The organism is Echinicola soli, assembly GCF_006575665.1.
Taxonomy (GTDB): Bacteria; Bacteroidota; Bacteroidia; order Cytophagales; family Cyclobacteriaceae; genus Echinicola; species Echinicola soli.
Genome location: NZ_CP041253.1, coordinates 1,042,156 through 1,063,281 on the forward strand (window position 1 = coordinate 1,042,156; position 21,126 = coordinate 1,063,281).

The 21,126-nt window shown below is 45.3% G+C and carries 19 protein-coding genes; 7 read left to right on the forward strand and 12 right to left on the reverse strand.

The genetic code is table 11. From position 1 onward, the window contains the following. Positions 1–51: 51 nt before the first annotated feature. Genes FKX85_RS04300 through FKX85_RS04315 form a run of 4 tightly spaced genes read right to left on the reverse strand, consistent with a single transcriptional unit; the run spans position 52 to position 4,414 of the window. Positions 52–690, reverse strand: a complete 639-nt coding sequence (locus tag FKX85_RS04300; RefSeq protein ID WP_141613557.1) for an AlbA family DNA-binding domain-containing protein — start codon at positions 688–690, stop codon at positions 52–54. 13 nt (positions 691–703) lie between these two features. Further along, positions 704–1,141, reverse strand: coding sequence for a hypothetical protein (locus FKX85_RS04305; protein ID WP_141613558.1), 438 nt, complete (start codon positions 1,139–1,141; stop codon positions 704–706). Then, positions 1,138–3,177 (reverse strand): excinuclease ABC subunit UvrB, encoded by a 2,040-nt coding sequence (uvrB, locus tag FKX85_RS04310; protein ID WP_141613559.1) that lies wholly within the window; start codon positions 3,175–3,177, stop codon positions 1,138–1,140. Before uvrB ends, FKX85_RS04305 begins: the two co-directional genes overlap by 4 nt. Before the next feature lie 52 nt (positions 3,178–3,229). Then, positions 3,230–4,414: an Lnb N-terminal periplasmic domain-containing protein gene (locus FKX85_RS04315; protein WP_141613560.1), complete on the reverse strand. Its 1,185-nt coding sequence runs from the start codon at positions 4,412–4,414 to the stop codon at positions 3,230–3,232. Positions 4,415–4,434: 20 nt separating this feature from the next. On the opposite strand from FKX85_RS04315, the gene FKX85_RS04320 reads away from it, so the two are divergent. From FKX85_RS04320 to FKX85_RS04330, 3 genes are all read left to right on the forward strand, one after another. Beyond that, positions 4,435–6,768, forward strand: a complete 2,334-nt coding sequence (locus FKX85_RS04320; RefSeq protein WP_141613561.1) for a T9SS type A sorting domain-containing protein — start codon at positions 4,435–4,437, stop codon at positions 6,766–6,768. An 89-nt stretch (positions 6,769–6,857) separates the two neighbouring features. Then, positions 6,858–7,997, forward strand: coding sequence for an acyl-CoA dehydrogenase (locus FKX85_RS04325; RefSeq protein WP_141613562.1), 1,140 nt, complete (start codon positions 6,858–6,860; stop codon positions 7,995–7,997). Between the two features lie 138 nt (positions 7,998–8,135). Then, entirely contained in the window at positions 8,136–9,065 is a 930-nt protein-coding gene (locus FKX85_RS04330) for an AraC family transcriptional regulator (RefSeq protein ID WP_141613563.1), read from the forward strand. On the opposite strand, the gene FKX85_RS04335 is transcribed toward FKX85_RS04330, so the two are convergent. The 4 genes from FKX85_RS04335 to FKX85_RS04350 form a co-directional block, all read right to left on the reverse strand. After that, on the reverse strand, positions 9,048–9,830 hold the full coding sequence (locus tag FKX85_RS04335; protein WP_229239759.1) for a geranylgeranylglyceryl/heptaprenylglyceryl phosphate synthase: 783 nt from the start codon (positions 9,828–9,830) through the stop codon (positions 9,048–9,050). The two genes, FKX85_RS04330 and FKX85_RS04335, sit on opposite strands and share 18 nt — an antisense overlap. Next, positions 9,814–10,179 carry a hypothetical protein gene (locus FKX85_RS04340; RefSeq protein ID WP_141613565.1) on the reverse strand — a complete coding sequence of 122 codons (366 nt, stop codon included), beginning with the start codon at positions 10,177–10,179 and terminating at the stop codon, positions 9,814–9,816. Before FKX85_RS04340 ends, FKX85_RS04335 begins: the two co-directional genes overlap by 17 nt. Then, positions 10,172–10,534, reverse strand: coding sequence for a phage holin family protein (locus tag FKX85_RS04345; RefSeq protein ID WP_141613566.1), 363 nt, complete (start codon positions 10,532–10,534; stop codon positions 10,172–10,174). The genes FKX85_RS04340 and FKX85_RS04345 overlap by 8 nt, the downstream gene beginning before the upstream one ends. A gap of 76 nt (positions 10,535–10,610) precedes the next feature. After that, on the reverse strand, positions 10,611–11,204 hold the full coding sequence (locus FKX85_RS04350) for a YkgJ family cysteine cluster protein (protein ID WP_229239760.1): 594 nt from the start codon (positions 11,202–11,204) through the stop codon (positions 10,611–10,613). A gap of 302 nt (positions 11,205–11,506) precedes the next feature. Between FKX85_RS04350 and FKX85_RS04355 the strand changes: the two genes are divergently transcribed. From FKX85_RS04355 to FKX85_RS04370, 4 genes are all read left to right on the forward strand, one after another. Continuing rightward, the gene (locus tag FKX85_RS04355; RefSeq protein WP_141613567.1) at positions 11,507–12,238 is read left to right on the forward strand and encodes an LOG family protein; all 732 of its coding nucleotides are present in this window, start codon (positions 11,507–11,509) and stop codon (positions 12,236–12,238) included. A gap of 2 nt (positions 12,239–12,240) precedes the next feature. Next, on the forward strand, positions 12,241–13,197 hold the full coding sequence (locus FKX85_RS04360) for a lytic transglycosylase domain-containing protein (protein ID WP_229239761.1): 957 nt from the start codon (positions 12,241–12,243) through the stop codon (positions 13,195–13,197). Between the two features lie 178 nt (positions 13,198–13,375). Beyond that, complete coding sequence (locus FKX85_RS04365) at positions 13,376–14,269, forward strand: LysR family transcriptional regulator (RefSeq protein WP_141613568.1); 894 nt, start codon at positions 13,376–13,378, stop codon at positions 14,267–14,269. Between the two features lie 78 nt (positions 14,270–14,347). Next, a complete protein-coding gene (locus tag FKX85_RS04370) occupies positions 14,348–15,325 on the forward strand; it encodes a YeiH family protein (RefSeq protein ID WP_229239762.1) in 978 nt (325 codons plus the stop codon). Positions 15,326–15,378: 53 nt separating this feature from the next. Here the strand turns inward: FKX85_RS04370 and FKX85_RS21385 are convergent, their stop codons facing one another. From FKX85_RS21385 to FKX85_RS04385, 4 genes are all read right to left on the reverse strand, one after another. Further along, positions 15,379–15,531 carry a hypothetical protein gene (locus FKX85_RS21385; protein WP_168196212.1) on the reverse strand — a complete coding sequence of 51 codons (153 nt, stop codon included), beginning with the start codon at positions 15,529–15,531 and terminating at the stop codon, positions 15,379–15,381. 120 nt (positions 15,532–15,651) lie between these two features. Beyond that, a complete protein-coding gene (locus FKX85_RS04375) occupies positions 15,652–17,796 on the reverse strand; it encodes a protein-disulfide reductase DsbD family protein (protein WP_141613570.1) in 2,145 nt (714 codons plus the stop codon). Between the two features lie 152 nt (positions 17,797–17,948). After that, complete coding sequence (locus FKX85_RS04380) at positions 17,949–19,337, reverse strand: dipeptidase (protein ID WP_141613571.1); 1,389 nt, start codon at positions 19,335–19,337, stop codon at positions 17,949–17,951. Between the two features lie 946 nt (positions 19,338–20,283). After that, complete coding sequence (locus FKX85_RS04385; protein ID WP_141613572.1) at positions 20,284–20,676, reverse strand: GxxExxY protein; 393 nt, start codon at positions 20,674–20,676, stop codon at positions 20,284–20,286. Between the last annotated feature and the right edge of the window lie 450 nt (positions 20,677–21,126).

A 21,126-nucleotide genomic window follows, 5' to 3' on the forward strand; every position in this document is an offset into this window, starting at 1 on the left:
AGTGATTTTCCAGCGGAAATCCCACAATCGGGTTATTTGATAGAATCGTTTCTAATTCGACTTAAGCTTAAAAAGGTCCTCCTGCTCTTGGGGAATAACCTGCAGCACATTGGCGAGCACCAATCTCACGAGGGTCTTGGAAGCGATAAACCGTGGCAATCTCGCCATTTTTGAGTATTCTTTTAGGGTGATCGTCTCTCGCTCGCCAAGGGCATGCATCAATTTAGTTTCCTTTTCACCATAATTGAAGATGATATCCTTCTCTTTCTTGCCTCTTCTTAAAATTTCCCATACTTCCTTACTGGCCTGGACCGTCCTGTCCTCTACCCGCACAAAGGACCTTTTTCGGCCTTCATCGTATAAGTAATGAGGCCTTTTGGGGCTTCTATAAAAATGGTAAATCGCCACGCCCTTCTTTTCCGTGATAGGAATGACAACGTGCTCAAAATCCACCAAAGGGCGGATCAGTTCCTTGATGGCCTTGTTCAGCACATAGACATCCTCTTCCACATAACGCTGGCCACTCACTGTCCCATCGTCATCCACTCCTACCAGCAAATAGCCTCCTTCCGTATTGGCCAGGGCAATCACTTCACGAACGATCTTGTCAGGGTGAGCGACCTTCTTCTTAAATTCGATATGTAGCCCTTCACCTTGACGTGCCAGCCTGGTGATCTCCTGAAGTGTCATGTCGAGAATTGTTTTAGTTGATCAATATACCAATGGCGGCCCTCAAACCAGCCACATTGGTCACGGCATAATAATCCACCATCCCTTCTAGCCGCACACGGTAAGAAAGGTTAACCGTATACCCCGCACCAAGTGCTATGTCACTGTCCTTTCCGATCATGCCTCGTACCCGTAGAAAAGCAGGTTCTAGCGGATAATACCTTCCCCCAAGTGTCACTTGGTTGGGTCGGTTATAGTTAAATTCATATCCACCCGAGAAGGAAATATTATACCAGTGAAAATAGTTGGCTTCCAAGCCAAATTGATAGCGTTTGATTACTCCTGGTGCATCCGTACGCACCAAATCCAAGGCACCAGAAACCAAATAACTGCCTTCGGCCTGCTGTGCCATGACTTCCTGACCTCCCCACAAAAACAGTGGGAATGCCAGTAATATTAAAATTTTTTTCATCCATCCATTCGTTTGAGCTCTTCCAATCGTTTTTTGAGTCCCTGCCACTCGTCGCGCAAGCGGGCCGCTTCCATAAAGTTGAGTTCCTTGGCGGCTTTTTCCATCTGCTTTTGCGTTTGGGGGATCAGCTTTTCGAGCTTGTCCGTGCTCAAATATTGTACCACGGGATCTGCCGCGTAGGCATTTTCTTCCGTAAAGTGATCATCGTAGAATTTGGCATTTTTCTTACTATCTGCCACCTTCGTTTGCCCCATGATTTTGTCCTTGGACTTGATGACAGTTTTGGGTGTGATGCCATGTTCCTCATTATAGGCCATTTGGATGCCTCTCCTCCTTTTGGTTTCATCGATGGCACGCTGCATGGAAGCCGTCACGCGATCAGCATACATGATGACCCTTCCATTTTCATTCCGTGCCGCACGGCCAATGGTCTGTACCAAACTACGCTCATTTCTTAGGAAACCTTCCTTGTCCGCATCTAAAATGGCAACAAGGGAAACCTCTGGCAAGTCCAGCCCTTCCCGCAGCAGGTTTACCCCCACCAATACATCAAAAACCCCAAGGCGCAACTCACGCAAAATCTCCACACGATCCAGGGATTTTACCTCTGAGTGGATATAGCGGGACTTGATCCCGGCCCTTTCCAGAAATTTATTGAGCTCTTCGGCCATTCGTTTGGTAAGGGTGGTCACCAAAATACGGTCGCCGCTTTTTATAGTCTGATCGATTTCCTCCAGGAGGTCATCGATCTGGTCGCCACTGGGCCGTACCTCTATCAATGGATCCAATAGGCCTGTAGGGCGAATGATCTGTTCCACCACCACACCATCGGTCTGGTTCAATTCATAATCTGCTGGGGTGGCACTTACATAAATGACCTGATTGGTCAGGGATTCAAACTCGTCGAATTTCAGTGGCCGGTTATCCAAAGCTGAAGGAAGTCGAAATCCGTACTCCACAAGGTTCACTTTTCTGGAACGGTCACCGCCCCACATGGCCCGTACTTGGGGCACGGTCACGTGGCTCTCATCGATCACCAGCATATAGTCATCCGGAAAATAGTCCATCAAACAGAAAGGACGCGCCCCTGCCGACCTCCGATCAAAATACCGGGAATAATTCTCCACTCCTGAGCAATAGCCCAGCTCCCTGATCATCTCCAGATCAAATTCCGTACGCTCCCTGAGCCTGCTGGCTTCTTCAAGCCGCATATCCTTTTCGAAAAAAGAAATCTGGCTCATCAAGTCGTCCTGAATTTCCTTGATGGCCACATCAATCGTGTCCCTGCCCGTCACAAAGAGATTGGCAGGGAAAATGGTGATCTGCTTTTCACTGCTGATCCGCTTTCCTGTCCCAGGGTCAATCCGCTGGATCGCTTCGATTTCATCCCCCCAGAAATAGATCCTATAGGCAAAGTCTGCATAGGCCACAAAGATGTCCACTGTATCCCCCTTTACACGGAAAGTACCATGCTTAAACTCCGCATTGGCACGGCTGTACAGGATGTCTACCAACTGGAACAGTAGCTGGTTTCGCGGTATCCGTTGTCCCTCCTCCAGGTTCACCACGTTCTTGCCAAACTCCTCCGGATTACCAATGCCGTAAATGCAGGAAACAGAGGCCACCACGATCACATCCCGTCTACCGCTCAGCAAGGCCGACGTAGCACTCAAACGAAGCTTTTCGATCTCCTCATTGATCGACAGGTCCTTTTCGATGTACACGCCGCTGGTGGGTATAAATGCCTCTGGCTGGTAGTAGTCGTAATAAGAGATAAAATACTCTACCGCATTGTCCGGAAAAAACTGCTTAAATTCCCCATAAAGCTGCGCCGCCAAGGTCTTGTTATGACAGAGTACCAATGTCGGGCGCTGCACCTCTTGGATGACATTGGCTACGGTAAAGGTCTTTCCTGAGCCGGTAACCCCCAACAGTACCTGCGATGGCTCTCCGCTGGAAATCCCTTCGGTTAGGTTTTTGATCGCATTTGGCTGGTCACCGGTGGGGCTATAATCTGAAATGATCTTAAAATCCATAGTATTTCTTCGGTATCCTTACACTAACGTATCGGAACGGGTGAAAAGTTTTTTAACCGCTGATTATCCTCCTTTGGGCCTTGATTCTGTCCACATTATAATACAGGTAATTGGTCCGCAGGATCACCACTAAGATCAGCGGCAATACGCTGGGATGGAAAGACTGCCATCCCAAAATCCAAAACACAACCGCCGCATCTGCCATGATCAGCGCAAACAACAGGTACTTCTTGAGCCAAGGTGCGGGAACTTTCATCCCCAAGCCATAAACCAACAATCCATGTAGCGGAAATGCCCAAAGCAAATTCCAATTGTACTTGGTAGCCGTGTGCTCGGTAAAAAACCAAAGCAATACCACCACAATGCCCAACACGCCCAATATCCCAAAGAAACCCTGATCAAAACCAATAAAAAGTCGCTTTTTCCTAAATCCAATATAGGTAATCACCATAAAGAAAATGGCAATACCCCAGAAAAGAAAATAAGGATTGAAAAGACTAGGAGCCACATCCACCGGTGGCAGGTCCAGCAGGGTCATATGGCTTTTTACAAGAGGCCGCGTGGGTCCATCTCCCACGATCTCGGCCCTATCAAATGCCGCTTCCATATAGTCTGGCAAAAACTGCTTTTCACGTTCACTTGCCTCCACATCGATCACACTGCCCAAGGCCAGGTCAATCCCCAAATCGCCCCAAGGAAGCGGGTACACGTATTCATCAATGAGGTTGCGGAAGGTACTTTCTTCTTCCCCCTCTGGATCATTCCACTCCAATTGCTTGCCCAGCACGGTTTCTAGCATATCACGAATCCGTGTAGCACAATTGTCATAAAAAAAATCATAACGGTAATAGCGGTTATCCGGCTGGTAATTGATCTGTAGAAACTCCACCATTTTGGCGGCCTGCTGGTCATTGAGATCAAGTACTTGCTCACGCACAGCCTGCCCCAGATAGGTATAGTGTCCGATAAACCGATCGTAAGGACTTACAGACAGCCAATAGTCCAATTTTCCCCTGGCGAATTTCATATAAAAACTAGGGTTAAAATCAAAGGTGCCATAATTATACACCAGATCCCTACCCGTCTCCATATCGGTTACCCGCACAGCACTATGACCAAACACACTGTAAAGTTCTCCGCCTGGATCACAGGTCAGAAGGCTCACCCTGTAATTTTTCGCATATAATTGGCTAAAAGCCAATAGGATAATGGTAAAAAGTAAGACGGATTTTTTCATTGTCAGACTTATATTTATGGATGATGATGTTCAATTTTTTTCAACTTGATTATAAAATACTACTTACCAACCAAGCCGGTTTTAATCCAAAACGAATTTACAAGATATTATTCGTAATTTTTATTGTATCTGGTATATTCTCAGCTCCTACATACGGTCAAGAAGTCAATGCATACAGGACGATCACAAGCGGGGATTATGACCAAGTGGCCATTTGGGAAATATACAATGGAAACACCTGGAACACAGCTACCCAGCCTCCCAATGAGGCCAATGATGTTTATATCGATTTTGACCATGAAGTCACCCTCACCCAAAATGAAACTGTCAAATCACTCTACCTGAATGCTGAAACGGGAACTGGCAAAAAACTAAATTTAAATGGCTTTGAGCTAGCTCTCCTTGGTAGCCTGAATGCCTTTTCAGGGGCTGCTCCAGGCTCACCATCAGGAACCTGGAACAATATCGACTGGATTGGTGATAGTGAAGAGAGCAAACTGATATTCAAAGGAACATCAAGAGTCGCCGTACCGGAAGGAGCGTGGAGTGCTTTTTCCACACGGAGCCGGTATACCCTGGTTTTCGCTCCCGATCCTGGAGCTACCCTCACGGTCCAAGAATCTATAAAGGCCAGTAGGATCGTGGTCGCCTCAGGAACCGTCATCCAAGAAACATCAGGGGGAGCTTGCTCCACATTCTCCTTCAATAACGACCCCGCCGTACCTGGAGCATATGGCAGCCTGGTCATCGAGGACAATGCCACGCTGGAGAGCTATTGCAGTGAAAGCATTGTCCAACGATCCGCTTCCCTACCCGCTCTAGAAGTCACCGTTTCAGATCGCGGGACATTGGTTTTACATGGCCCAAACCCCGAGATCAATGCTGCAAATATACACCTGCTGGGAGAAGTACGCTATGTTGGAGCTTCAGGTACCCAGGGGTTTATCACCAGCACTATGCCTGGCGTCCAGCAACCCATACAATACCATGATGTTACTTTTAAAGGTGATGCTGAAAAAATACTTCCCCCCACTCTCATTCTTTTAGGAAACATGGCCAATACCGGCACGGGAGACATTAATGCCAACACAACTTCACTGTCCATAGAAGGGACAGAAAACCAAGAAATCACCGGCATGGCACTACTTGCAAGGGATTTGGAAATGAATAAATCTAACGGAAAAGTACACCTTGACAGTGACCTTACTATTTTGCGTGACTTTATTATGACGGCGGGGGAGTTGGATTTTAGCGGAAATGAAATGACGATCAACGCAGCCGGATCGGGAGAATACCAGTACTTGGCTGGGAAGTGGCATGATCTCCAGTCATTGCATTACCACAGCACACCTCATTCTTTAACGGTCCAAAATGCCAGCTTCCCCTTTGTAGATAAATATGAGGAAGGAGTGAGACTGCTACAGGTTTTGGGAGCCAACGATACTGGTGGCGAAAACCTCACGATTCAGTACACCCAACTTCCCGGTGTCGATCATGATGCAGACTTCTTCGACAATGACGGCACGTGGATATTATACCAATTGTATAGTTATTTCAGTTTCTCAGGATTTTCTAGTGGAAACAATTTCATCAATATTCGCATCGCTGCCGATGAACTTATAGTCGATGACGTGAACGATCTGAGAATCGTCGCTGACCACGAACCTGCAGCAGGCAGTCATCTAAGTGGCCTGGATGAAAACGGTACTTTTTGGGCAAAAAGAAGACTACGGCGCAATGCTCTCCACCATAACAAATTCACCATCGGAAGTGAACGGGTGGCCACTATCTTACCCATCGCTTGGTTAAACTATCAAGGTGAAGCCATCGGAAAAAGCAACATCCTACAATGGGAGGTACCTGCAGACAGCCGGGTGAAAGGCTTTACAATCTATCGCTCTGCTCACAATGTGGATAACTTTATACCCATAGGCACAATCACGTCTGAAAGTATCTCTGGGCGAGTTTTGACCTATCAGTTTACGGACGAAACACCTCCAAATCATGGATATTCCTATTATAGGATAGCCAGTTTTTCCCCTTCAGGAAAGGAGGACTTTACACCGGTCTTTCATGTGTATAGAAAACAAGCACAGACCAATTACAATACCATTTCCCCAAATCCCCATTCCGGCGGAAATGTCCACTTAAGCATCTCCCGCCAAATGCAAGGCGACCATATTGAATGCATCATCTTGGATGTCCAAGGAGGAGTAGTCTTTGGGGTAAATGGAAAAAGCGAAAACACCATCCGGAGGGTAGAAGAAAAATTACCCCTTCTCCCTAAAGGGATCTACATCATCCGCATTTCGGACAGCAGTATACATCAAACTATTCGTTGGATAAAGTTATAGCTGACTAGCTCATGTTAATAAGGATACATTGCGGTATACAATTTTTTACACTATATTCCTTTGCTGTTATCAATGTAAACCCAAATCGCATGGAATTTACCCTAACTGAAGAACACCTAGCTGTACAAGCTGCTGCTAAAGATTTTGCCATAACGGAACTACTTCCCGGTGTGATAGACCGAGACACCAACGCTATGTTTCCCCATGCACAGGTCAAGAAAATGGGAGAACTGGGTTTTTTGGGCATGATGGTCTCTCCTGAATACAACGGCGGAGGAATGGACACCCTTTCTTACGTGCTTGCTTTGGAGGAAATTTCCAAAATAGATGCCTCTGCAGCGGTGGCCATGTCTGTCAATAATTCCCTGGTATGCTGGGGACTGGAAGAATACGGCACAGAGACCCAGAAAGAAAAATACCTAAAGCCCTTAGCGGCAGGAGAAATTTTGGGAGCATTCTGTCTATCAGAACCTGAAGCAGGTTCCGATGCCACATCCCAAAAGACCTCTGCCGAAAAAGAAGAAGATCATTACATTCTGAACGGCACCAAAAACTGGATCACCAATGGCAGCACCGCTAGCGTGTACTTGGTCATGGCACAGACCGATCCAGCGTTAAGACATAAGGGTATCTCCACGTTCATCGTAGAAAAAGACATGGAAGGTTTCCAAGTGGGCAGGAAAGAGGACAAATTGGGAATCAGAGGATCTGACACCCATTCACTGATGTTCAATGACGTAAAAGTGCCCAAAGAAAATAGGATTGGAGATGATGGCTTTGGTTTTACCTACGCCATGCACAGCTTGGATGGTGGACGAATAGGCATCGCCGCACAAGCACTGGGAATAGCCGGTGGAGCTTATGAGCTGGCCCTTGCATATTCCAAGGAGCGAAAGGCATTTGGAAAAGCCATTAGCCAACACCAAGCCATCCAGTTTAAGCTAGCAGACATGGCCACAGAAATAGAAGCGGCAAGGTTATTGGTGTGGAAAGCAGCCTGGCTAAAGGACCGGGGCGAATCATACGCCCATGCCAGCGCCATGGCGAAACTGTACGCCTCCAAGGTCGCAATGGAAACTACCATTGAAGCTGTACAAATCCATGGCGGTTATGGATTTGTCAAAGAATATCATGTAGAACGACTCATGAGAGATGCTAAAATCACCCAGATATACGAAGGAACGAGTGAGATTCAAAAAATAGTTATATCCCGTAACTTATTAAGATAAAATTCCAAAAACAAAAAACAGCCTCATAACCTTAAAATTCACATAATCATTCGGCTGATGTTGAATTTTTCGTTAATTTTATTATATTTTAATTAAAAAAGTCATACTTTTACAAGTATCAACATAATAACATCTGTCATGGAATATTACAATAAAGTCATAGAATCCGTGGGTGTGCGGTATACGAGGGGGAATAACTACAAAGTAGAGCGACCTATTACCGTGACGGACTACTTAGAACCTGAAAACACCGTTATTCTATTACATCAAGGAACATTGAAGTTTGGTGATGAACAAGAACTTGTCAACGAAGGCGAAATTTTGTTTATTCCAGCCGGTAGAGCATGTAAGGTCTCCTTTGGTCAAGCTACCAAAAGGAATGAGATGTCTAACAACAGCTTTTTGGAAAATAAAAAGAAACACTTACAATCCGTAAGCTTTAAGGACATTAAATCCATCGAAGAAGACTGCATCACATTAGTAACATTTGAGGCCAAAGTCTTCGATGTTGTTAATTTCTTCAATTCTCTCGGTATCCCTCCATTCATTATTAGATTTAACGATCGCCTTGCATCCATTATTGAAGATGTGGTCAAGGAATCTGAGCAAAATACACCTGGTAAGGAACGTGTCATCAAAATCCACACTGAATTACTGGTCGTGGAACTGGTAAGGCACATTTTGAAAAACCGATTGTTTGTGGAAGAAATGTCGACGAACAGTACTTACTTCAAAGACCCTCGCTTGATTGATATGTTTAATTATATCAAGAAAAATATCGGAGGTGATCTCTCAAACAAGATCTTGGCAAAAGTAGCCAATGTTTCTGAGGATTATGTAGGCCAATACTTCAAAATGCTTACAGGTATCAACCCGCAGGATTACATCGAATACCAGCGTATGGAAGCTGCTGTCGAACTACTCCGCACTACCAAGAAAAGCATTCGAGACATTGGAAAAGAGGTAGGCTATAAAGATACCGCTTATTTCTGTCGACGATTTAAAATGATGTACGGATTACCAGCAGGAAAAATGCGAAGGAGGGAGTCACTAATTAACGTTCAGTGATAAATTATAAACCTTCGCTAAATCAGTCACCTCGGCCAGTAGGCCGGGGTTTTTTTCGGTCCCATTGCCCAAGACAATAAGGTCTGCACCTGCCTCCCAAGCATTTCTAGCTTTTTCCACCGTATCAATTCCTCCACCCACAATCAGCGGGGCATCGATCTTCTTACTGACGGCACTGATCACAGATTTATGCACAGGAGCTTTGGCACCGCTTCCAGCATCCAAGAAAAAATACTGCATTCCCATAAATTGCCCGGCCAGGGCTGTTGCCACTGCTAATGCAGGTTTGTCATTGGGCAGGGGAATGGTCTGACTAATGTAACTGGCACTTGTAATTTGGCCATCATTGACCAGCATATACCCGGTGGGGAGAACCTCCAGTGATGATTTTTCCAATAATGGTGCAGCCGTCACCTGTTGTCCTATCAGAAGCTCTGGATTTCTTCCAGATATCAGGGACAGAAACAAGATACCATCGGCCTTGCTGCTTACTTGAATGACATTTCCAGGAAAGAGCACCACGGGGATTTTCTGGGCATAAATCCTGATCTTTTGGATAAGGGCATCCAAATTGTTCTCGTCAATAAGGCTACCGCCCAAAAAGATAAAATCAACCTTCTGGGTCACTGCCAATCTGACCAATCGCTCCAATGCTTCCTCTTCTCCACACTTCTCCGGATCGATCAGCAGCGCCACACCTTTCACACCATTCTTATGTAGCCCGCTTAGCGCAGCAGCAATAATGGACTTACTTTTTCTTGGCATCACTTGCTTGCTTGGACAAAACATCAACCAATTTAGCCTGGCCCAGTGTTAAGGCCACCATAAAAAGACGCTTGCCCAAACCACCTGCAAAAGAGGATTTCTTAGGCTTTGGCGGGGCAATGTAATCAGTTGAGCCCTGCTTGCTTTGCTTCGCTTTTTTTGAAACCTTTTTAGATTTCTTCTTTTTGCCTTTGAACAATTTTTTTGTTCCATAAACAAGCATACTGCCGGCCAATACGGCACCACCAACTTTTGCCCAGGAAACAGATTCCTGCTTTAGAAGCCCCAGCTGCTGGTCCAGTTGCTTTTCCAGGTCCTCTTCTTGTTTTTTAAGATCTACTTTACTCATGGTCGCCACTGTTTTTTTTGCGAAAGAAAAGGAATGCGCTCAGCACAGCACCCACATTCTTCTGGATCCCCTTGGAATCCTTGGTGATGTAAAGGAAAATCAGGATGCCCAAATACATCAGGCCTACATATAAAAACCCAAGTGAATTGGAATAGGTAAGCTCGGCAAAATAAAAGGCAAGGGCAATGCTCCCAAAAAGCAAGATCAATACCGACACAATCACCATCATAGAAAGAATAGCTACTCTCGTGATGACGGCAGAAAGTTCATCCTGCATATCTTTTTTGAGCATCTGAATCTTTACTTCGATGAGCTTTTTTACTGTATTGATTATTTCAGAGAAGTTAAGCATCATAGTTCGGTTATTATGAAAAATTATTTCTTTGAGATAAATTCAATACAATATACATCAAAAACCATGCTTTAAAAATTTATACCGCCTCTCCTTCTATGTAATAATAAAAGGAATACACCGCTTCCAATGCTTTTCTGATGGCCATATTGATGGGAAGCTGCTGCTCAGCAAGATGAAAATCGATCGCATATAAGCGAGTATAATAGTCAGCACTTCCCGGTACTTCCATTCCATTTTGGATCGCAGTACTTACCATTTGGTATCGGTCATGCTGGTCCTCTTTGATCAGCTTACAGGTAATCAACTCTTTTTTGCCTTCCCTATTCCGCCTGGCCGAACTACCAAAAAGCCGGCAGATCAGTCCACGATGGGAATAGTGACTACAAAGCCCTCCACTTCCTCCAATGGTCATCTGGTGAAGCACGACACAATAACTGTCTTCCCCAGATTCCTCTAGCTGAGCCAGGAGTCCCTCTGCAACCCCGGTGTGATAAAGCTCAAAAGCCAATGGCAAAAACTCCAGCACGGTAGCTGGTACTTTAGGATTGGCGCAACATTTCCCGCAGCCGGTAAGGCATTTTAATTGGCTCTGCTCATTAAACTGTTGGGTTTCAATTGCCAGGTCTTTGAATAGCTCATTGACAGCCAGGGACTTTTCTATCAGGTTCATTCATATACTTAAAAGAGCACGAAAGTACATGAATGACCGAACATTCACAACAGTTATTTTCACTGAACCAGCCTTTTTTCTATACTTTACTAGTGTAACAATTTATCGGTTAACTTCATCTATAAAAAAAGCACATTTTCCATTGATTGTAAGCAAGTTGGGGTACAGCTTCCGTCACCATCATATGGATAATTGGCAAATCCATTTTCTATTTATCATCAAAAAAATTAAATTTAGTACCTGAAAGTAGCCACTTTTAGCAGTTTATATCGTATTAGTTTTTTAACATCAGTCAAAAAGTTATGAGCGAAGAATCAGAAAAAATCAACTTGGAAGAAGAAAGAATCCGTAAAGCTTTTAAAGAAAAAGACTGGAGCGAGATCAAAAGTGCCAACTCTTGGGTGATCTTCAAGGTAATGTCGGAGTTCGTAGAGGGCTTTGAAAAGCTGGCGAAGATAGGTCCTTGTGTATCCATTTTTGGTTCAGCCCGAACTCCCCAGGACAATAAATACTATAAAATAGCCGAAGAGATCGCTGCCAAACTGGTAAGGCATGGCTATGGTGTCATCACTGGTGGAGGCCCTGGAATCATGGAAGCGGGCAATAAGGGAGCCCACTCTGAAAAAGGAAAATCCGTAGGGCTTAATATTCACCTGCCTTTCGAACAGTTTAATAACATGTACATTGATCAGGACAAATTGATCACTTTTGATTATTTCTTTGTCCGAAAGGTGATGTTTGTAAAATATGCCCAGGGATTCATCGTTTTACCGGGAGGGTTTGGCACGATGGATGAGCTCTTTGAAGCATTAACGTTGGTGCAGACCAAGAAAACAGGGAAATTCCCCATTATCCTCGTAGGCAAGGAATTTTGGGAAGGATTGATCGACTGGATCAAAACCATTATGCTAGAGCGACACATTAACATCAGTCCAGAGGACATGGAACTGTTTTCGGTAGTGGACACTGCCACCGAGGCCGTGGAGGCCATCGATGAGTTTTACAACAAATATTTACTCTCTCCAAATTTCTAGTTTTGAAAAATATTCATGCATTTATCTTGTACGGCCTAGTAGCCGTACTTTTTGTTATGATCATTCGTAACCAAGCTGGACCAAGGTCCGATGAAAGGGAACCTGCGTCGCCAGATCAATCTGATAATTTCTTCCGGAGTAACACTTCATCAAGCGAAGATGAACAAAACCTACAGGTAAAACTCTTTGACCTTCCTAAAAAGGTGGAGTTTGCCGGTGAACGGGTGCCCTTGGACAAAATGGATATCAAGGAGCGATTTGAACGCGAAATATATGTGAATGCCTTCTGGGAATCCAATATGCTCCTCATGATGAAGCGGTCGGCCAAGTACCTCCCCACCATCGAAAAGATCCTTGCCGATTATAATATTCCTGACGATTTTAAATACGTGGCCATGATCGAATCGGGCCTTCAAAACGTGGTCTCTCCAGCTGGTGCCCGTGGATTTTGGCAATTTCTGGATGGCACCGCCAAAGACTATGGCCTAGAGGTAACCCGGGAAGTGGATGAACGCTACGATTTTGAAAAAGCCACGCACGCTGCCTGCAAATACCTCCAACAATCCTATGCCAAGTTTGGCAAATGGACCAGTGTGGCTGCCAGTTATAACATCGGCCAAGCTGGACTGAGGCGAAGAATGAACGACCAGCAGCAACCCGACTATTATGAACTATTGCTAAATGAAGAAACAGGCCGATACATGTTCAGGATATTGGCTTTTAAGGAGATTTTTGAGCATCCCAAAAAATATGGTTTCCATCTCACAGAGAAGGATTATTACCATATGCCGGCAACGAAGACCCTGGTCATCAAAAACACCGAAAAGGACCTGGCCGATTGGGCAATAAAAAATGGCACTAACTATAAACAGCTGAAAATTTATAATCCATGGCTGAGAACACCCAAACTTACTGTAAAAAGTGGCCGGGAATACCATATAAAACTTCCTGCAGATTGACTCCGTGCCCATCTTTTTGAATAATATGCATATATTGCGCAAGGATTTATAACAAAGCTAATCCCAAGAGTGATGCTTTTAAACCAATTGGGGGAGCATTCTCATTTACGTCAGTTTATCCCGATTACCCTATAGAGACAGCCCCTCCTGTCAAGTCCAAATGATTAATCACCGTGCCATGTTTGATTTCAGACTTCAGGTTTTTCATACGGTAGCCAGGCGCTTGAACTTTACCAAAGCTGCCGAAGAACTCTATATCTCCCAACCTGCCGTCACCAAGCACATCAGACAGATCGAATCCCACTATCAGGTGAAGCTTTTCGACCGGCAGGGAAGCAAAATCTCCCTTACGCCCGCAGGAAAAACACTCTTTGAGCATGCAGAGCAAATTTTTACGATCTATCGTGATCTGGAGTTTGAGCTTAATCACTTTACCAAGGACCATCGTGGTGAGCTGCGCATAGGTGCCAGCACTACCATTGCCCAATATGTATTGCCGCCTATTTTGGCTGCATTTCATGAAAAATTCCATGATATCAGGCTTAGTCTTAGCACACACAATACAGAGCAAATTGGTAAATCCCTGGAGAATGGGGAAATCGATTTGGGGATCATCGAGGGCCAGACCAAGCAGTCCCAGTTTAAATACACGGAGTTTACCAAGGACGAGATTCTACTTATCGCCCGGGCAGATCACCCGTTGGCCAAGAAGGAGTCCATCGATACCCAAGAACTATTGGAAGTGCCGCTGCTGCTCAGAGAACCAGGATCTGGCACCTTGGAAGTGATCGCCCATGCACTGAAGCCATTGGGGCTAAAGCTGGGCCAGCTCAAAAAAGAGATGCAGCTCGGAAGTACTGAAAGTATCAAAGGCTACCTTATGAACTCCAATGCCATGGCCTTCCTTTCAGTTTTTACCGTTTTGGATGAGCTCCACAGCAAAAAATTCAATGTAATCGAGGTCAATAACCTGAACATAGAACGGTCGTTTCTTTTTATCCAGCCCCATGGCACCAAAGAAGGTATCGCCGATCTCTTTATGAAATTTGCCCAACGTCATAACTTGAGGTAATCGATCATTGCTAAAAACGATTTCCTTTGACCTCTTTGTTTTTGCATTTTTGTATGGTGCAAAACAGAAGTTATGGACATGGAAAAAGCAAAGACCCTTTTCTTAAAATGTAGAAGCATCCAATATCTGCTGGATCGCGGGCTGACCATTCGAGAAATTCTCTTTTGGTTGACTGCGATGGGTTGCCTCTTGCCTGGCATGACGGCTCCGATAGCCTTGTCCATGGGATTGCTTTTTGCGAATCTCCTGGGGCATCCATACACCAAAACAGGATCGAAGGCTACTGACTACCTGCTACAATTTGCCGTAGTCGGCTTGGGCTTTGGTATCGGAGCAGAACAGGCCTTCTATGCCAGCAAGGAGGGTTTTTCGATGACCATCATCGCAATTGCCTGTACGTTGGTACTGGGGTTGATTTTAGGGAAATTTCTCAAAATAGAGCAAAAGACCTCCTTTTTGGTAGCGGTAGGGACAGCCATATGCGGTGGCAGTGCCATCGCAGCTGTATCTCCGGCCATCAAGGCACGGCAGCATCAGACTTCCATGGCCTTGGGCGCTGTCTTTGTCCTGAATTCCATGGCATTGTTCCTGTTTCCACCGCTCGGAAAATTCCTGGGGTTAAGTGCTGAGCAGTTTGGTACATGGTGTGCCATCGCGATCCACGACACTAGCTCAGTAGTGGGAGCCGCCAGCCAATACGGGAATGAAGCCCTTAAAATCGCCACGACCGTAAAGTTGGCCCGGGCACTCTGGATCATTCCTGTGGCCTTCTTATCAGCCGTTGCTTTTGGACAAGGAAAAGGTAAAATCAAGGTTCCCTATTTCATTGGACTGTTTATCTTGGCTGTTTTGGCCAACAGCTATTTGCCTTTCGTAAAACTGATCGCTCCCTTTATAGACCGCTTGGCGCATATGGCCCTGTGTCTTTCCATCTTCCTTATCGGCTGTGGGCTTTCCAGAAAACTGTTGTTTGCAGGTGGACTGCGGGTACTTGGTCAGGCGAGTATATTGTGGATAATTATTGCGGGCTTGACGCTATTGGTAGTGGCTTTGTAATCAGGACGTAATCACTGTTAATGTGGTTATTGGATAGCGGAACCCTCTTCGCTTTATTTACTGCGAATGCTTTTTAAGTATTCTTCAGCGGTCATAACAGGAATCAGGGACTTTTTATAATCCAAATCATTGGGAATACTGTTTCCGGAGGAAATACTTTTCTCAAACCTCCCGGGATGCTGTGCGGCCATACTCGGGATGGGCATGGTTTAATAATTGATGTATTCCTAAGAATCGATTATGTAAGAAGAAAATAAACCTGTCTTCTTCGTTCTTTCACCCAAAAAAGGCAAAGCAAAAAAAGAGTCCAATGAACAGTTTTACTTTCACTCCTCAAACGCTGCCTTGGCCTTGTCCAGAAACTCCACGAAATTTTGGGGATTGGTGTCATAGGCCTTTGGCTTGACCAAAGGGTTTTCGTCATGATCCAGGATCACATAATACGGTTGTGCGTTATTGTTGAACCGGGTGATCTGGAAGTCCGCATTTTGCTTGCCGATAGTTTTCTTCACTTTGTCATCATAGGCAGAGGTGTACCATTCTTCTTCAGGCAGCTCTGTCCGCTCGTCCACATAAAGGGCCACCAGCACAAAATCATTCTTCAACCGCTGGAGCACTTCTGGTTGCGACCAGACTTTGGCTTCCATCTCTCGGCAGTTGACACAGCCATGGCCTGTAAAGTCGATAAAAAGCGGTTTGTTTTCCTTTTTGGCAACGCTTAGCGCTTGGTCATAGTCAAAATACCCTTGTAGTCCGTGTGGCCAATGCAGCAAATCCCCATGCTTGGGTACTTCTGTCATTTCGCTTTGGACCGTGGTTCCTCCTCCACGGTTTTCACGGATCAGCTTTTCGATGTTAAAATCATGTGTGTGGATCGGTGGCAGGTAGCCACTCAGGGACTTGAGCGGAGCACCAAACAAACCTGGCACCAAATACACCACAAAGATGAAGGTAACCGTCGCCAATAGCAGCCGAGGAACACTCAGCTTTTCCATGGGGGAATCATGCGGCAAACGGATTTTGCCGAGCAGGTATAAACCCATCAGCGCAAAAATCACGATCCAAATCGCGATGTAAATGTCGCGGTCCAGCAGCCCCCAATGGTACACCTGATCGGCCACGCTCAGGAATTTGAATGCCAGCGCCAGCTCCAAAAATCCCAGCACCACTTTCACGGAATTTAACCATCCTCCCGACTTGGGCAGGCCATTGAGCCATTCGGGAAAGATTGCAAAAAGGGTAAAAGGAATGGCAAAGGCCAACGAAAAGGCCAACATGCCCAGGATAGGTTTTAGGATTTCTCCACCTGCAGATTCGATCAATATCGATCCCACTATCGGGCCCGTACATGAAAAGGAAACCAATACCAGGGTGAATGCCATAAAAAACACGCCTGTAAGTCCTCCTTTGTCTGCTTTTGCATCCATTTTATTGACCAATCCACTGGGCAAGGTGATCTCAAACAAGCCCAGAAAAGCCAGGGCAAAGAAGATAAATACCAAGAAGAAAAAGATATTGGGCGCCCAATGCGTCGAGAGCCAATTGGCAAACTCTGGCCCCTGGACAGCTGCCACGATGGTGCCCGCCAACGTATAAATGACAATGATGCTTAGCCCATAGATAATGGCATTTCTGATCCCCTGTGTCTTGCTTTTACTCCTCCCTGTAAAGAACGTCACCGTCATTGGGATCATCGGGAAGACACATGGGGTGAGCAGTGCGGCCAATCCTCCCAAAAAAGCGGCAATTACAAATGGCCACATGGAAGTGGCATCTCCCTGCTTGCCTTCTGGGTCGAGGTTGACCTCTGGTACTTTGGTGCCTACTTTTTTGGTGGAGGATTTAGCGGCAATCTTTTGGCTTTCGTCTGATTCATCTGAGGGTGCTTCAGCTATGTTTGCGGTAGTCTCCTGCTGAGGCAAGGGTGATTCATCAGCAACCTCTTCTCCACCTCCTTGTGCATTTTGAGTTTCTTGAGCAGCTTCCTTCTTGATGGAAGCATTGACAGCCTGGGAAAAATCCTCCTCGTAAGGCACGCATTGGCCTGTCACATCCGAACACATTTGGTAGCTCATCACTCCTATGATCTTCACGGCGGTCTTGGTGATCTTGACTTTCTGTCTGAATTCAGCAGTGCCTGTAAAGTAGCTTACTTCTCCGTCCCAGATTTCATCGATTTTCCGTTTTGGATCGATAGGTTTGAGTTTCCCAATAGGCTCAATGCCTTCAGACCCTTCCAGGCTAAGCTCCGTCAGCATGGGGCCAAGGTCCGGATCAAAATCGTTGGAATAAATGTACCAATCCCGGGGAATGTCAGCCTTAAAAATAAGTTCGATCTCATCATCCACAAAGGGTGTCTGCTCCGAAAGGGTCATTTGCCACTTTGGAGGTTCTATCAGCTGCGCAAACGAAGCAATACTGGTAAGGCAAAACAGGAATACTAATGGGAGGGATTTTTTTAGACTCTTCATAACTAACGTTAAAACTACCTTGACGCATTAAGGGTTTCATATAAAATAAGTAAACCACAAAAACTTGTGCTAATCAACTGGAAGTTTTAGGGCAAAGCCCCAAAATCAAGTGCTTACTTCTTGTGGTTTACTGGAAAAAGTCAATTAAGGTTTTATTTTTCTGACAGTTTCCTAAAATATTTAAAGAAGGCTGCTATTGTTTCAATCCCCAAAAGATAGTTTTTGACCCCATAATGCTCGTTGGGAGAGTGGATGGCGTCTGTGTCCAATCCAAAGCCCAATAATATGGGATCCAGCTTCAGTTCTTCCTGGAAGAGTGACGTGATCGGCACGGAGCCTCCTTCTCTGGTAGGGATGGCCTTTTTCCCAAACACCTCAGTGATGGCCTCTTCTGCGGCTTTATAGCCGACCGATGAAGTAGGCACTACGGCCGGTTTTCCGCCATGGTGAGGTGTCACTTTTACCTTTACCGACTCCGGTGCGAGGGATTCAAAGTGCCTCTGGAAGAGCTCAGAGATTTCGTGGTGATTTTGGTGCGGTACCAGTCGCATAGAAATCTTTGCATAGGCTTTAGATGGAAGGACGGTTTTGGCACCTTCACCGATATATCCTCCCCAGATGCCATTGACATCCAAGGTCGGGCGGATTCCGGTACGCTCCAGGGTGGTAAAGCCAGCCTCACCTTCTACTTCTTTGATATCAAGTTTCCGTTTATAATCGTTCAGGTCGAAAGGCGCTTCGTTCAGTTTTTTGCGGTACGCTGCTGAAAGCTCCTCCACTTTGTCGTAAAATCCAGGAACGGTAATCCTCCGGTCTTCATCCTGAAGCTGCGCAATCATTTTACAGAGGATATTGATCGGGTTGGCCACGGCACCGCCGTAGGTACCACTGTGCAGATCGCGGTTTGGGCCGGTGACTTCCACTTGCATATAGGCCAATCCACGAAGACCTACGGTCACGGAAGGCGTCTCCAGCGAAAGCATGCTGGTATCCGAAATCAGGACCACATCAGATTGTAGCTTTTCTTTATTTTCCTTGATGAAATTGGCCAAATTATCAGAACCAACTTCCTCCTCACCTTCGATCATAAACTTCACATTGCAGGTCAGCTCACCCTCGGCCATCATGGCCTCAAATGCCTTCACATGCATGAAGAACTGGCCTTTGTCATCGGCAGAACCACGGGCGAAGATCGCTCCCTCGGGATGTAGATCGGTCTTTTTGATCACTGGCTCAAAGGGTGCAGAATCCCACAATTCATACGGATCGGCAGGCTGTACATCATAGTGGCCGTACACCAAGACCGTGGGCAAAGTCGGATCGATGATCTTCTCTCCATATACCACTGGATAGCCCGGGGTAGGGCAGATTTCTACTTTATCCGCGCCTGCGTGCGTCAGGCTTTCTTTAACATATTCTGCGGCTTTAAGTACGTCTTCTTTGAATTTGGGGTCCGCACTCACGGAAGGAATGCGGAGTAGTTCCAAAAGTTCTTCAATGAATTTATCCTGGTTTTGCTGGATATAGTCTTTTGATGCCATATTTGGGATTTTAGATTGAACGTTCGAATGATCAAAATTACACTTTTCTTAAGTGATTTCCATGGTATTGGCCAGATAGGATTTTCTACAGAAGCTTGGTGACTTCGTAACTATATTTTTCGCCACTAAGACCCGAAGACACAAAGGGGGTTGGTTGGGATTAGCAGTACACCTAGCCCCTTATTCCCAAAAAAACTTGGTGACTTCGTGGCTATATTTTTCGCCACTAAGACCCGAAGACACAAAGGGGGTTGGTTGGGATTAGCAGTACACCTAGCCCCTTATTCCCAAAAAAACTTGGTGACTTCGTGGCTATATTTTTCGCCACTAATACCCGAAGACACAAAGAGGGTTGGTTGGGATTAGCAGTACACCTAGCCCCTTATTCCTAAAAACTTCGTGACTTGGTGACTTCGTGGCTATATTTTTCGCCACTAAGGCTCGAAGACACAAAGGGGGTTGGTTGGGATTAGCAGTACACCTAGCCCCTTATTCCAAAAAAACTTCGTGACTTGGTGATTTCGTGGCTTACTTTCTTCCACCACTAAGACCCGAAGACACAAAGGGGGGTGGTTGGGATTAGCAGTACACCTAGCCCCTTATTCCTAAAAACTTCGTGACTTGGTGACTTCGTGGCTATATTTTTCGCCACTAAGGCTCGAAGACACAAAGAGGGTTGGTTGGGATTAGCAGTACACCTAGCCCCTTATTCCAAAAAAACTTCGTGACTTGGTGACTTCGTGGCTTACTTTCTTCCACCACTAAGACCCGAAGACACAAAGGGGGTTGGTTGGGATTAGCAGTACACCTAGCCCCTTATTCCAAAAAAACTTCGTGACTTGGTGACTTCGTGGCTATATTTTTCGCCACTAAGACCCGAAGGCACAAAGGGGGTTGGTAGGAATATGCTGTGCACTTGGTGACTCTTGATAGCAATTCCAATCTCTCATGCTCTAAACCTTCTTATCCCATTTTTAATGATAGGAACATTAAAATTTATTAGATATCCCAAATTAAGTTTTGTTAATTTTAGATGACTTATAATTTGAGCCTCCCAGACTGTATTGACTTCTTCCACTGCTTTGAGTTCTACGATTACTATTTCATTTACAAGTAAATCCAGCCTTAATCCTTCATCAAACCTAATATTTTCATAATAGATTGGAATACTTACTTGTCTTTTTACATCAAAGCCATCTTTTCGAAGTTCATGTGCCATACAGGCTTCATATATTTTTTCAAGCAAGCCCGGTCCAAGTTCCGAATGAACTTTAAATGCTGCATTGACGACAGCTCTTCCTATTCTTTCTTCTTCATCTGTTAATTCTGAATATTTCATAATCAATTATACTGAAAATTATTAATAGCAACTATCACAATATTTGATGACTTCGTAACTTTTGTTTTTCTGCCACTAATACCCGAAGGCACAAAGGGGGTTGGTTGGGATTAGCAGTACACCTAGCCCCTTATTCCTAAAAACTTCGTGACTTGGTGACTTCGTGGCTATATTTTTAGCCACTAAGGCTCGAAGACACAAAGAGGGTTGGTTGGGATTAGCAGTACACCTAGCCCCTTATTCCAAAAAAAACTTCGTGACTTCGTGGCTATATTTTTCGCCACTAAGACCCGAAGGCACAAAGGGGGTTGGTTGGGATTAGCAGTACACCTAGCCCCTTATTCCTAAAAACTTCGTGACTTGGTGACTTCGTGGCTATATTTTTCGCCACTAAGACCCGAAGGCACAAAGGGGGTTGGTTGGGATTAGCAGTACACCTAGCCCCTTATT